The 13,230-nt window shown below is 41.9% G+C and carries 9 protein-coding genes and 1 tRNA gene; 7 read left to right on the top strand and 3 right to left on the bottom strand.

Annotated elements, in window-relative coordinates; all coding sequences use genetic code 11:
* Positions 1–91 precede the first annotated feature (91 nt).
* Complete coding sequence (locus CWC04_RS01930; protein WP_126008003.1) at positions 92–1,690, bottom strand: BCCT family transporter; 1,599 nt, start codon at positions 1,688–1,690, stop codon at positions 92–94.
* 544 nt (positions 1,691–2,234) lie between these two features.
* Here CWC04_RS01930 and CWC04_RS01925 point away from each other — a divergent pair.
* From CWC04_RS01925 to rimI, 3 genes are all read left to right on the top strand, one after another.
* A tRNA-Trp gene (locus CWC04_RS01925) sits at positions 2,235–2,311 on the top strand.
* Positions 2,312–2,375: 64 nt separating this feature from the next.
* Positions 2,376–2,681, top strand: coding sequence for a BRCT domain-containing protein (locus CWC04_RS01920; RefSeq protein WP_138684472.1), 306 nt, complete (start codon positions 2,376–2,378; stop codon positions 2,679–2,681).
* Complete coding sequence (gene rimI / locus CWC04_RS01915) at positions 2,668–3,135, top strand: ribosomal protein S18-alanine N-acetyltransferase (RefSeq protein WP_138684471.1); 468 nt, start codon at positions 2,668–2,670, stop codon at positions 3,133–3,135. Before CWC04_RS01920 ends, rimI begins: the two co-directional genes overlap by 14 nt.
* Before the next feature lie 48 nt (positions 3,136–3,183).
* Here rimI and CWC04_RS01910 read toward each other — a convergent pair whose 3' ends face one another.
* Positions 3,184–5,856 carry an ATP-binding protein gene (locus CWC04_RS01910; RefSeq protein ID WP_138684470.1) on the bottom strand — a complete coding sequence of 891 codons (2,673 nt, stop codon included), beginning with the start codon at positions 5,854–5,856 and terminating at the stop codon, positions 3,184–3,186.
* Positions 5,857–6,284: 428 nt separating this feature from the next.
* The gene (locus CWC04_RS01905; RefSeq protein WP_055252831.1) at positions 6,285–6,953 is read right to left on the bottom strand and encodes a TetR/AcrR family transcriptional regulator; all 669 of its coding nucleotides are present in this window, start codon (positions 6,951–6,953) and stop codon (positions 6,285–6,287) included.
* A 239-nt stretch (positions 6,954–7,192) separates the two neighbouring features.
* Between CWC04_RS01905 and CWC04_RS01900 the strand changes: the two genes are divergently transcribed.
* From CWC04_RS01900 to prfC, 4 genes are all read left to right on the top strand, one after another.
* Positions 7,193–8,701, top strand: a complete 1,509-nt coding sequence (locus CWC04_RS01900) for an efflux transporter outer membrane subunit (protein WP_138684469.1) — start codon at positions 7,193–7,195, stop codon at positions 8,699–8,701.
* Positions 8,701–10,245, top strand: coding sequence for an MFS transporter (locus CWC04_RS01895; RefSeq protein ID WP_138684468.1), 1,545 nt, complete (start codon positions 8,701–8,703; stop codon positions 10,243–10,245). Before CWC04_RS01900 ends, CWC04_RS01895 begins: the two co-directional genes overlap by 1 nt.
* A 24-nt stretch (positions 10,246–10,269) precedes the next feature.
* Positions 10,270–11,304, top strand: a complete 1,035-nt coding sequence (locus tag CWC04_RS01890; protein WP_054982739.1) for an HlyD family secretion protein — start codon at positions 10,270–10,272, stop codon at positions 11,302–11,304.
* A 289-nt stretch (positions 11,305–11,593) separates the two neighbouring features.
* Positions 11,594–13,183 (top strand): peptide chain release factor 3, encoded by a 1,590-nt coding sequence (gene prfC, locus CWC04_RS01885; RefSeq protein WP_004586154.1) that lies wholly within the window; start codon positions 11,594–11,596, stop codon positions 13,181–13,183.
* Positions 13,184–13,230 lie beyond the last annotated feature (47 nt).

Genomic DNA, 13,230 nt, shown 5'->3' with positions numbered 1-13,230 from the left:
ATAAAAAGTCCGCTTACACGGACTTTTTTTATGCCTATAAACCGTTAGTTCTTGCCCACTAAACTCATTAAGTGAAGTGGGCTAAGTGGGTTTATTTTGCAGGGATTGGTGTAGGTTGCTCGGTTTCTGTAAGTAGCCCTTTAACTAGGCTAATACAGCCTAAAATTAAAATAATAGTAAAGGGCAGGGCGGCAATAATAGTAATGTATTGCAATGCTTGAATTGAATCGGTGCCACCAATCCACAGCATTAACATAGCAATAATACTGGCAATAACGGCCCATACTAGCTTTTGCTTTATAGGTACTTCTAGTTTTCCGCCTGATGTAAGGCTATCTATTACAATAGAGCCGGAGTCGAGGGTGGTGACAAAAAAGATAATTATTAACGCCACAGCTAAAAGAGAAAGCAGCGTACCGAATGCATAAGCATCTAGCATATAAAACAAGCTAAGCGTTACATCTGTAATACCTTGGTTTGCGCCAAGTACCCCAACTTCATTTATAATTTGATCAATCGCAACACCACCAAAAACCGACATCCAAGCAGTAGTTACAAGAGTAGGAATGAGTAATACATACACTAAAAATTCGCGTATGGTACGCCCTTTTGAAATACGCGCTACAAACATACCAAAGCAAGGTGCGTATGCAACCCACCACGCCCAATAAAACACAGTCCAGCCATGTAGCCACTGCGTATCTTCTCGGCCTGTGCTTGAGCTTAGAGGAATGATATTTTTAACATAACCTATTACGGCTGTGTATGCAGAATCAAGTACCGTGGTAAAGTTTAAAATAAATACCAGCGCTAAAAACACAAAGGCTATGCCCATATTTATATTACTTAGGAGTTTAACGCCACCATCCATACCGCGCACAATAGAGAGGATAGCCAAGCTCATAATTAATAAAATAATGCCTTGTTGTAATAATAAAGAGCTTTTAAAGCCGAGTACGTGGCTAATACCACTGGCAGCTTGTGCCCCGCCTAAGCCTAACGACGTAGCAAGACCAAAAAGGGTTACTAATACCGCCATTACATCGATAACATCACCTAACTTGCCCCATACTCTATCTCCTAAAAGCGGATAAAATATTGAGCGCATAGAAAGCGGTAAGCCTTTGTTGTAAACAAAATAGGCTAGGCATAAAGCGGTCATACCGTAAATTGCCCACGCGTGCAGACCCCAATGGAAAACAGTAGCCCCTAAAGCCATTTCTCGGCCTTGTTCGGTAAAGGCTTCGGCATTGAGAGGCGTGCCAAACCAGTCGGTGTAAAAGGCGGTGGGCTCTGCCACGCCCCAAAAAATAAGGCCAATACCCATGCCTGCAGCAAAGAGCATAGATACCCACGATAAGGTTGAATAGTCTGTAGTTGCTTTATCGCCGCCAAGGCGAATTTTACCCAGCGGTGAAGCGGCAATACCCACTGCAAACAGCAGTAATATATTGGCGCCCCACATAAATACGTAATCAAAATTAGTTAGTGCGGCATTTTTTATTGAGTTAATCGCCTCTTTAGCTTCGTTAGGCGAGAGGGCAAGTAGAGTAATTATAAAAAGTAGAGATAGGCCAATAGAAACAGAAAATACATTAGTATGAATATCCATGCCCCATTTGCTAACGTTATCTTGTCCTACTTGGTAATCGGTTGAATCGATACTGTATTTTTTTGATTTAAACTTCATATAACACGGCGTGAACTACCAGCAACTGCTAATAGTAAAGCTCCTCCATATTTGCATTGTGAATGACCCGCGTAAGTAAGATACATGATGAAATATGCAATTAGGTGGTAAGGCGCGGATCCCCTAGACGCTAAATTGTATCATAAATGCTGCCAATGTTATTGACTTGTTTATGTATACAGCAACTCAACCAAGCTAAACCGGTATAAAAAAATAACTAGCAGCAAGTGTAAATACACCATGCTAGCTAAAGTATTTAACACTTAAGAAAGAATTTACAGCATAGCGTTTGGGCTAAGCGAAGGCAGAAACAGTACCGCGGTTATTAAGCTCGCACGTTTTTAAAGCACATACTGCAGTTTTAATTACGCTAAGCTGAGCAGCATTTATTTTTTAAAGGTAAGTGCTGTTAAAGCTAAAGTGGCTTTACAGCGCTATTTAGCTTGCTAATTCAGCGTTTTGTATAATTAAAAAGCAGTTAAACTAAAAAGTTAATTTTTTACTTTACCTTTTCTAAAAGGTCTCTATAATTCGTCGACATTGCAGGGGCGTAGTTCCAATTGGTAGAACAGCGGTCTCCAAAACCGACGGTTGGGAGTTCGAATCTCTCCGCCCCTGCCATTTCTTCTTTACATCGTTTTTATTACTTCATATATTGTTCTAGTGTTTAATCTACTGAGTTGTTATGCATCCACGTTACGCAGCTATTTTTGGTATAGAAAACCTTGAACTAAATCAGCATTATCGTCCTAAAAATACTGACCCTACTTTAGCCGTTTCACAAAGCACTCCAGCTGAGCCTTTAGTGCTGAGCAAGCAGTTATTAAGTGATATACGTTTAAGTGCACCTTCTTTAACAATTAATCATGTTTTAAAAGGGGCTGACATACAGTTAACCGGCGATAAGCTTACACTACCAACCTCACAGCTCAGTGCTTCTGATAAGCGCGCTTTATGGGCTTTAATGAGCACACACCTTGATAAACTTTAAACCTGTAAACGAAAGCGCAATAGCACAATTAATGGCTATTGAAACTGCCTGCCACTCTCATCCTTGGTCTCTTAAAACAATGAGCTCTTGCATGGGCGGCCGTTATTTTAATTTAGCGGCGTTTGATGAAAACACCCTAGTAGGTTTTTATATAGGTGAAAAGGCAGGGCCTGACTTTACCCTTATGGATATATGTGTAACGCCCAGTGAGCAAGGTAAAGGCATTGCAAGGCAGTTACTTAGCCAGTTTATTGAATATGGCGAGCTGCAAAATGCTGAAAATCTTTTTTTAGAAGTACGCGAATCAAACGCGCGTGCAATAACGCTTTACGAACATGCTGGCTTTACGCAAATGTCGGTACGTAAAAACTATTACCCAAGCGATGAGCCCTCTAAAAATGGCTATGAAGACGCCATACTAATGGGTATGGCGCTTAACTTAGGGTTTAGTTAAAGGGTTAAATTAAGCGCTAAATAAACGTTTATAGTGAAACACGCGCTTTTAGGCTGTTTCTTTACTTTTAGCTATGGTTTGCTCAATAGCATTAATTAAATTTACAATTAATGTGGGGCGCTGCGCTTGGTCATTACTAAGCAGGTTTTCTTCTAGTAGCGCTGCACTGTGGTAAATATCGTCAAAATTAAAGCAACCAGCACTGCCTTTTAAGCTATGAGCTACACTTCGAAGTGCTTCTGCATCGTTACTGGCTTTTAAGCTGTTCACCTTTTGCAAGTAACTTGGCAGGTTAGCCACATAGTTATCGTTAATTTGTTGAAACTTTTCACTTTTTAGTAAACTATCCCACTTGTTCTGATTATCTTTTTCAAGATTTAAGTAACTAACTAGTACGTTTTCAAGCGCGTCTTTATCAATGGGTTTTGCCAGTGCTTTATCGCAACCTGCCTCAATGTATGTGTCTATATCATGATTCATTACGTTGGCAGTAAGCGCGATAATGGGCCCATCGTAGGCTGCATGACGTAGCATTTTAGTTGCCTCAAGGCCGCCCATTACAGGCATTTGCATATCCATAATAATTAGCTGGTAGTCGTTTACTAACGCCATTTCTACTGCTTGTGCACCATTGTTAGCTATATCTGGCTCTAGGCCCCAGGTTTGTAAAAGCAGTTTTATAAGTAGCTGGTTATCGGGGTTATCTTCGGCAACTAATATGTTGGCATCAAAACTAGAAGTAGCAAACGACAAGAAAGGGTCTTTTTCTGGAATAAGCTGTGCTTGCTCAGTTAAAAGCTCTAGTGATTGTTTAGGCTCGTTAATATGACAATCAACGGTAATAGCAAAGCGACTGCCTATGCCAATTTCGCTTTTTAAAGTAACATCGCCACCCAATAACTGCGCTAAGTTTTTAGAAATACATAAACCTAATCCTGTGCCTCCAAAGCGGCGCGTGGTGGTGGCATCGGCTTGTTCAAAAGGTTTAAATATACGCTCTATTTGGTGCTCAGACATACCAATACCGGTGTCTTTAACCACAAATTCAAGCTGCTGCTTACTTTGCAAATAATGCACACAAATTGACACCTTGCCTTGCTCGGTAAATTTTACGGCATTGCTGGCTATGTTTATTAAAATTTGTTTTAAACGCGTCATATCACTATAAATAGTGCGCGGTAATGGCAGCTCGTAATGAATGCTAAACGCGAGTTGTTTTTCGTGTGCTAGCGGTTCAATAATTGATTCTATATCGTGAACCAGCTGCACTACATTAAGGGGGGCTTGCTCTACAGCGAGCTTTTCTGCTTCTATTTTAGATAAATCGAGTATGTTGTTTATTAGCTCTAATAAGTGTTTAGAGTTTCGTAAAATGGTATTTAAATGCTGTTTGTCGTTAACCACTTTATCATTAATTAATAACTGCTCGGTAAAGCCCATAATGGCTGTAAGTGGGGTGCGAATCTCGTGACTCATATTTGCTAAAAAACGGCTTTTAAGCTGGTTAGCTTGCTCTGCTTGAGCTATGGCAAGTTCAAGCTGGCTGTTCATCGCTTCAAGCGCTTTAGTACGGCTTTCTACTTTGTCTTCTAGGTGGTGTTTATATTCTTCTAGCTGCTCTTGGTAGTGTCTTATTTGGTTGATCATGTGGTTAAAATCGTTAAACAACACCCCAACTTCATCATTTGTATGAGCAGGTAAATTTACCGATAAATCACCATCACCTACACGGTGGCTGGCGGCCCCTAAAAGCTCAATTGGGTTTAGCAGTAAATTGCGCACAACCACAAAAATAAGGATAGGCAGGGTGATCACCGAAATTATCACAATTAAGCCTGTGATTAAGCTAATTGCCTTACCCGACTGATAAAGCACGCCTTTTGGAATGGTTGATACAAAGTAATAACCGCCACTCATTTGTACAGCAAATATCATTCTTTCTATTTTATCTATGCTCGAAAGCTCAATAGTCGAAAGGGTGCCTACATCGGCTAAATCGTGAACCTGTTCAAGTTCGTGCTCGGTAATATATTGCCCGCGTAAGCTGTAGTCTGAGCTAAATAAAATTTGCCCGTCGTTGGTTAGCAGTAAATTAAGGGTGTTGTTATAAGGCGCCTCTAAAATACTGGTGTTTAATATAGAAGGCTCAACTTGCAATACTATAAAGCCAAGTTGTTGTGGGCGTTTTAAATAGTAATCAACACTTTGTACGCGCTGTACAAAAAATAAGTTGGTGGTGCCGTCGTTGTTTTGCACCATAAATTGTTGTTGGCGCAAATTACTTTGCAGTACTTGCTTAAAAAATGGGTATGACTGCGGTGCGGTTGTTAAATTATTAGAATAATACGCGTCACTTTTACCACTGGCCGAGACTAAGTTAATACTAATTATATCTGGGTAGGCTTCGCTATAACTGGCAAAAACATCCATTAGTGCCCCTAAGCGGCGGGTATAGCTGCCATCAGCATGAATGTCGTTTGATAAAAAATCGTTTAGAACAGGCGAGGTAGACAGTAGTTTTGCTGTTGAATGAAACGAGTCTATGTAGTTGAAAACCTTTTGCTGTTGCTGCTCAACAAAGCGACTCATTATAAGATCAGCCTGTTTTTGTGTTGAGTTGGTTACGTTAGTTAATGTAAAACCACCTAAAAACAACAAGGGTAATATAACAAGGGGGGTTATATACCATAATAATCGAATACTTAACTTACTGGTTTTCATGACCAAACTACTTATCCTCCGTGCAATCTAGCAATGATATGCGTTACGACTTTATTACACAAGAAGCGTAAGCTGATTTGGGTTAATTTAGCGTAAAAAAAGTGTGTATATAATTGGTTTAAATACGGCTAGTGAGCACCTTAAGCGAGATTATCTTTAAGGCGCTATATTTAGCTTTGTTTTAAACAAGTTAGCGCCTGCGCTGCTTGGTTTTTTAATAATATAGCTAACAGTGCAGTATCAATACCTGTCATAAATTGAGCGCAAGGGGCTAACCCGTAGCGCTATTTTTATTATTTATTAGTGTTTAGCATAATGCATTAAAATATGCGTTGTTAGGGCATTGGCATTAAGGGTAATTTAGCCACGTTTAAAATTGATACGTGGCTTTAAAATGCTATTTATTTAAAGTATTACAAATTTAAAAATTAGTTCTTTTGAGTGTGTGCCGTACCGTAAGAGCGCACTAAAAAGTTTATTGCTACTTCTACCCAGCGGTCTATATCTTTTTTAAGCACTGGCTGATCGGGGTGAGTTAAGTACATTAAATGTAGCTCACTGCGCATTAAGGCAACAAATAGGTTAGTGGCTTCTTCAATGTTTAATTCTTCAAAATCCAGCTCTTTAGATTCCACTGCCGCTTTTAAATAATTAGAGACCTTGTCTTTTACCACCCGCGGGCCAGAGTTATAAAACATATGACCTAGGGCGGGTAAGCGGGGGGCTTCAGCAACAACAATTCGGTATAGAGCCATGGCCGACTCTGATAGAGCGATTTGTAAATAAGCATGCCCAAGGCGGCGTAAGTTTTCTGTTAAGTTGCCTGGCTTAAACGTTATATTATCGATTGATGCTGTAAATATTTCGCATTCACTTTTAATGACCGCTAAAAATAAAATTTCTTTATTTGCAAAGTGAGCGTAAACCGTCGATTTTGATACGCCTGCCTCACGTTGGATCATGTCGGTGGTTGCACCATTAAAACCATGAATTAAAAATATTTTTCGTGCAGCGTGTAATACCGTTCGTGCTTTTGCACCAAGCTCTAATTCACTTGGAGGCAGAGTGTTTTGGGCATTAGTAAGCGTTTTTGTCATTACATTTCACCTTGACATAATGTTAAATTACGCCTAGCATATCAAACCGAGCGGTACAGTTCAATTTGAGCTTTAAGTTAAGGGTGTTTTTAGCAGCTGTTAACTATCGGTATTACCCTGTTTAAATGTATTTAAGGTGTGACTAGGCAGCAATTAGCGTGCTTAGCTTTTTCTTGCCTACCACTCGAACCGAGCGGTACAGTACATAAATAATTGTGTTATTAATTTAGGATTTAAAAATGGCTAATCAGTGTCTTAATAAAAGACTTTTTAATTATTCGCGGCATTCAGCTATTGCGCTTACATTAGCTGCGGCTTTGTCGGGTTGTGTAGTGGGTCCTAACTTTGAAGAGCCTAATACAAATATAAACAACGATGCTATAAAGCCAACTCCCGAATTTACTCAGCTACAAAGCGGTAATGCTGAATTGGCGTGGAATTGGTGGACAATTTTAAACGATCCTATTTTAACGGAGCTAGAGCGCAAAGCACAGTTAGGTAATCTTGACTTACAGCTAGCATCAAGCCGAATTGCCCAAAGCCGCGCGGCATTGGGTATTGCATCGGCAGACCGCTTACCCAGTGTATCTGCTGGGTTTGACTACAAGCGCGAAGGGCTGAGCGAAAATGGTAAGTTTGTTGCACTCGGTGCGCCCTCAGACCCTGATAACTTTTGGCAGCTTGGTTTTGATGCCAGCTGGGAACTTGATTTATGGGGCCGTAATAAACGTCTTGAAGAAGGGGCCGTCGCTATGCTGCAGGCCTCTTTGTATGCGCGTGAAGCCGTGCGTGTTAGCTTAGCTGGCGAGGTGGCTAAAACGTATTTGTTACTGCGCAGTGCGCAAACGCAGCTCAACATAACACACGAAAACAAAACCATTGCAGAGCGTGTGTTAAAGCTTGCACAAAGCCGCGAAAAAAACGGTGTAAGTACACGTTTTGAAACAATTAGTGCAAAAGCAGAGCTGGCAACAATTAATGCTGCGCTACCAGAGCAAACGCAGCGCCGTAATGTGTTAATGAACTCGCTTGCGTTGCTAGTAGGTGAAAAACCACGTGCCTTAAATACTTTGTTAGCCGAGCGTATTGCTGCGCCTGTTATGCCAAGCGAAATCCCTTCGGCTATTCCATCAGAGTTTGTGAAACGCCGCCCAGATATTTTACAAGCGCAAGCAAACTTACACAGTGCTGTTGCCGCTATTGGCGCGGCTGAAGCGAATTTTTACCCACGCATTACTTTAACGGGCTCATTAGGAGTTGAAGGGTATGCGCAGAGTGATTTATCAACCTGGGATTCACGTGTTTTTTCAGTGGGACCAAATGTTTATTTGCCTATTTTTCAGGGTGGGCGCTTAAAATCACAGCTTAAGCTGACTAAAGAGCGCGAGAAAAACGCGGCATTAACGTATCGTCAAACTGTACTAAAGGCGTGGCACGAAGTTGATAACGCAGTAGATGGTTGGGCTGCGCAGCAAAATCACCATCACAAAGTTGAAATTGCCCACGACTTTAATAAGCAGGCTTTACAAACCGTTGAAAGAGCCTACCAGCAAGGTGCAGCCGACTACCTTAGTGTTTTAACGGCGCAACGTAATTTATTAGCAAGCCAAACTAAGTTAAATAACAGTGCAACCAATGCCTCGATTGCGGTTGTAAATTTGTATAAATCTCTCGGCGGTGGCTGGAACCCAGACGCGTTACCTGAAAGTGCGCTTGCGCCAATGTCAGCCAAGGCGGAGGGCGAGTAATGAATGCAGTCACGATTAATGTGCCTGTACAAAATGCAGCACCTGTTGCTAAGCCCGCAGGGCCATCAAAACAAGCACTGGCTGGGCTATTAGGCATTTTTATTGCCGCTATGATGGCGGGTTTAAATAACCGAGTAGGGGCACTTGGATTAGCAGATGTGAGGGGCGTAATAGGGGCAAGTTTAGATGATGCCTCTTGGCTTTCAAGCGCCTATACCGTTGGGGAGCTAATCGCTATGCCTTTTGCTTCGTGGTTTGCCATTACGTTATCGGTTAGACGCTTTCATATTTCTATGGTGACTATATGTGGTGTTATTGCGGCTATTTTGCCTTTTATTCATGATTTAAACTTATTAATTGCGCTGCGTTTTGTGCAAGGGGTAAGTAGCGGCGCGCTCATTCCTATATTAATGATGGCTGCACTTAAATTTTTGCCACCTAACATACGTTTACACGGTTTAGCGCTTTACGCCATGACCGCTACATTCGCCCCAAATTTAGCTATTTGGCTAAGCGGGCAGTGGGCTGATGTGTTATCGGACTGGCGCTGGATTTACTGGCAAGTTATTCCGCTTTGTATTATTGCAGGCTTACTAACTGCGTGGGGGCTCCCAAAAGAGGGTGTTAAATATGCGCGCTTTAAAGAAGGAAACTGGTTAGGCCTAGTATGCGGCGTATCGTCTTTGACGTTAATTGCCACCGCGCTTGATCAAGGTGTGCGTTTAGATTGGTTTAATTCATCGCTTATTAGTGTGTGTTTTTTTGGTGGGCTAATTTTATTTGGCTGCTACGTATTAACCGAGTGGCATCACAAAGCGCCATTTATGAGACCGCAATTATTAGGCCGACGCAATTTAGGTATTGGCTCTGTACTACTTACCATGTTGTTAGTGGTGTTGATGTCGGGCTCAATGTTGCCCTCAACCCATTTAGCCAATTTGCATAGCTATAGAGCACTACAGCTAGCGCCAGTAGGGTTATTAATTGCGCTACCACAACTTGTACTTGGCTCGGTAGTGGCACTGCTTTTATACAAAAAATGGGTAGACGCCCGCATTGTGATGTCAATTGGATTATTTTTAATTGCGCTGGCCTGTTTTAGCTGCGCACAAATTACGCCTTTATGGCATCGCGATCAATTTATCACAGCGCAGCTGTTGCAAGCATTTGGGCAGCCCATGGCAGTGGTCTCTATTTTATTTTTAATGACCAGTGTACTAGACCCAAGCGAAGGGCCGTTTTTTTCGGGAACCATAAACACATTACGTGTGTTTGGCTCCCTTATTGGCGGGGCTGTTGTGGGGCAGCTATTAACGGTGCGCAGTCATTTTCATAACGAAATGCTATTAGACCGCGCCTCTATGGTCGGTAACTCATTGGCAAACACCATACCTAATGAGCAATTAGGCGGCGTTATTGCCCAGCAATCGTTAGTGATGTCGGTAGGTGATGCCTACTTGGTGCTTGGTGTGTTAGCACTTGTATTAATTCCGCTGGCGCTATGTATGAACTTTGTACCAGCCCCGAATCTTAGTAAATCTTAAATTTTAATCGTTGAGTAATATATTATGGCCTTACCAAAAGTAGTTAAATTAACCGTTGCAGCAACTATACTTGCCGTTGTTGCAGGCAGTATTATTTATCTTAATAAACCGGAGTCGCAAAGTGCAACTCAAACAACTGACGATGCCTACGTGCAAGCCGACTTTACCTTTGTGGCGCCTCAGGTATCTGGCACGGTAGATCAAGTACTCATTAAAGATAACCAGCGAGTACAAAAAGGCGATTTAATTGCCACCATAGATAATCGCGATTTTGTAGTGGCCCTAGATTCCGCTAAAGCCCAAGCTAATAGTGCTAAAGCTAGTGTAGCTAGCTTGCAAGCTAAGCTAACTTATCAAGATTCGCTGGTACAACAAGCGCAAGCTGCGGTCGAGGCCGATACTGCATCACTTAAATTAGCGCAGTTAAATTTAAAGCGTTATACCAACTTAGCAACCGATGGCTCAGGCACTGTGCAAGCACGAGAAGAAGCACAAGCAAAGCTGGCTATTCAAAAAGCAAACTTGCATAAAAACCAAGCAGGCCTTGCAGCAGCAAAGCAGCAGATTGAAATTTTACGTGCCGATATTGAAAAAGCCAAAGCTGTGCTTGTACAAGCTAAAGCACGTGTAGTAGATGCCGAGCTTAAGTTATCGTATACCCAAATTACTGCGCCTATTGATGGCATAGTTGGCCAAAAATCGGTGCGTGTAGGGGCGTATGTAAACCCAGGCAGTCCGCTATTGGTTGTTGTACCCCTTGATAAAGTGTTTGTTAGTGCAAACTACCGTGAAACTCAGCTAGCTAATGTAAAAGTAGGCCAAGAAGTTGAAATAAAAGTGGATGCACTACCAGGGCAAATTTTACGCGGCCATGTTGATAGCCTAAGCCCTGCCAGTGGCGTGAGCTACTCAGCCATTGGTGCTCATAACGCCACGGGAAACTTCACCAAAATTGTGCAGCGTTTACCGGTTAAAATTAGCTTAGATGCAAACCAGCCGGCGCTTAAGCAGTTACGAGTAGGTATGTCGGTGGTGCCAAGTATTTCAATAACGCAGTAGCACATTGCGTTAATTACAGGGCCAGTAACCATGTTGCTGGCCCTTAAAATTAGTTACTCCTTCCTTTTGAATATAATGCCAAGATATTTTTGAGTTAGATAGCACACTTTTATACCGACTCCTGTTACAATTGCCACTATTAAAAAATTAGCTATATGGCGTTAATTGTTGTCAATTTATTCACACTAAATTGCTCAAAGCCCAGTTAATAACGATCAACTTAACGGGTTGCCTTGCATACACTCAATGTTATGCATGTAACTTGGCATCAAACTAAAAGAACTTATTAATGGCAGACCAGAATATTATCAACGAAATTAGCAAGCGAAGGACTTTTGCAATCATATCGCACCCGGATGCTGGTAAAACCACCATCACCGAAAAAGTACTTTTGTTCGGACAAGCGATTCAAAAAGCCGGTACTGTAAAAGGCCGTGGCTCTAATCAGCATGCAAAGTCTGACTGGATGGAAATGGAAAAAGAGCGTGGTATATCGGTTACTACCTCTGTAATGCAGTTTCCGTATAACAATGCGCTGGTTAATTTACTTGATACCCCTGGACACGAAGACTTCTCAGAAGATACTTACCGTACATTGACCGCAGTAGATTCGTGTTTAATGGTTATTGATGCCGCAAAAGGTGTAGAAGAACGTACCCGTAAGCTAATGGAAGTTACGCGCCTACGTACCACGCCTATTGTTACCTTTATGAATAAGTGTGACCGTGATATTCGTGACCCAATGGAACTACTCGATGAAGTAGAAACAGAGCTAAATATTGCCTGTGCGCCTATTACTTGGCCAATTGGTTGTGGTAAAGAGTTTAAAGGTGTTTATCACATTCATAACGACGAAGCGGTTTTATACAAAACAGGCCAAGGTCATACTATTCAAGAAGTTCGCACTGTAAAAGGCCTAGATAACCCAGAGCTTGATACCGCCATTGGTGAAGAACTCGCTGAGCAATTACGTGAAGAGCTAGAGCTGGTAATTGGTGCCTCAAATGAGTTTGATCTTGAATTGTTTTTAGCGGGTGAGCTTTCACCGGTGTACTTTGGTACAGCCCTTGGTAACTTTGGTGTAGACCATGTACTTGATGGTTTAACGCAATGGGCACCAACGCCATTACCGCGCGAAACAGATGACCGCCAAGTAATCGCAACAGAAGAAAACTTTACCGGTTTTGTGTTTAAAATTCAGGCCAACATGGACCCTAAACACCGTGACCGCATTGCCTTTATGCGTATTGTGTCGGGTAAATACAGCCAAGGCATGAAAATGAACCACGTACGCCTTGGTAAGCAAATTAGTATTTCTGATGCGGTAACCTTTATGGCGGGCGATCGTGAGCGTGCAGCAGATGCATATGCGGGCGATATTATTGGTTTGCATAACCACGGTACCATTCAAATTGGTGATACCTTTACGCAAGGCGAAAAGCTTAAATTTAGCGGTATTCCTAACTTTGCGCCTGAGCTATTTCGTCGTATTCGTTTGCGCGATCCGCTCAAACAAAAGCAATTATTAAAAGGCTTAGTACAACTTTCTGAAGAAGGTGCTGTACAGGTATTTAGACCGCTTACTAACAACGATTTAATTGTAGGCGCGGTAGGTGTACTACAGTTTGACGTAGTTGTAGCGCGCTTAAAAGCTGAGTACAACGTAGATGCAATTTACGAAGGCGTAAATGTAAATACGGCACGTTGGGTAAGCAGCGACGATGTTAAAAAGTTTGAAGAGTTTAAACGTAAGTGCGAAAGCAACTTAGCACTCGATGGTGGCGATAACTTAACTTACATAGCACCGAGCCGTGTAAACCTTAATTTATCGGTAGAGCGTTACCCAGAGGTAACCTTTAACCATACGCGCGAAAACTAGAATCGACTGACTAAAGTTAACTGAAAGCCTGCTATGGCGGGCTTACA

The organism is Pseudoalteromonas sp. S2893, assembly GCF_005887105.1.
Classification (GTDB): Bacteria; Pseudomonadota; Gammaproteobacteria; order Enterobacterales; family Alteromonadaceae; genus Pseudoalteromonas; species Pseudoalteromonas atlantica.
Note: the sequence above shows the minus strand (reverse complement) of the source record. Positions and strands in the feature narration are given on the sequence as shown.

Excerpts from the sequence above, each read along its gene's own strand:
- CWC04_RS01930 (WP_126008003.1), bottom strand. The coding sequence starts at position 1,690 with ATGAAGTTTAAATCAAAAAAATACAGTATCGATTCAACCGATTACCAA.
- CWC04_RS01920 (WP_138684472.1), top strand. The coding sequence starts at position 2,376 with ATGCATCCACGTTACGCAGCTATTTTTGGTATAGAAAACCTTGAACTA.
- CWC04_RS01910 (WP_138684470.1), bottom strand. The coding sequence starts at position 5,856 with ATGAAAACCAGTAAGTTAAGTATTCGATTATTATGGTATATAACCCCC.
- CWC04_RS01905 (WP_055252831.1), bottom strand. The coding sequence starts at position 6,953 with ATGACAAAAACGCTTACTAATGCCCAAAACACTCTGCCTCCAAGTGAA.
- CWC04_RS01900 (WP_138684469.1), top strand. The coding sequence starts at position 7,193 with ATGGCTAATCAGTGTCTTAATAAAAGACTTTTTAATTATTCGCGGCAT.
- CWC04_RS01895 (WP_138684468.1), top strand. The coding sequence starts at position 8,701 with ATGAATGCAGTCACGATTAATGTGCCTGTACAAAATGCAGCACCTGTT.
- CWC04_RS01890 (WP_054982739.1), top strand. The coding sequence starts at position 10,270 with ATGGCCTTACCAAAAGTAGTTAAATTAACCGTTGCAGCAACTATACTT.
- prfC (WP_004586154.1), top strand. The coding sequence starts at position 11,594 with ATGGCAGACCAGAATATTATCAACGAAATTAGCAAGCGAAGGACTTTT.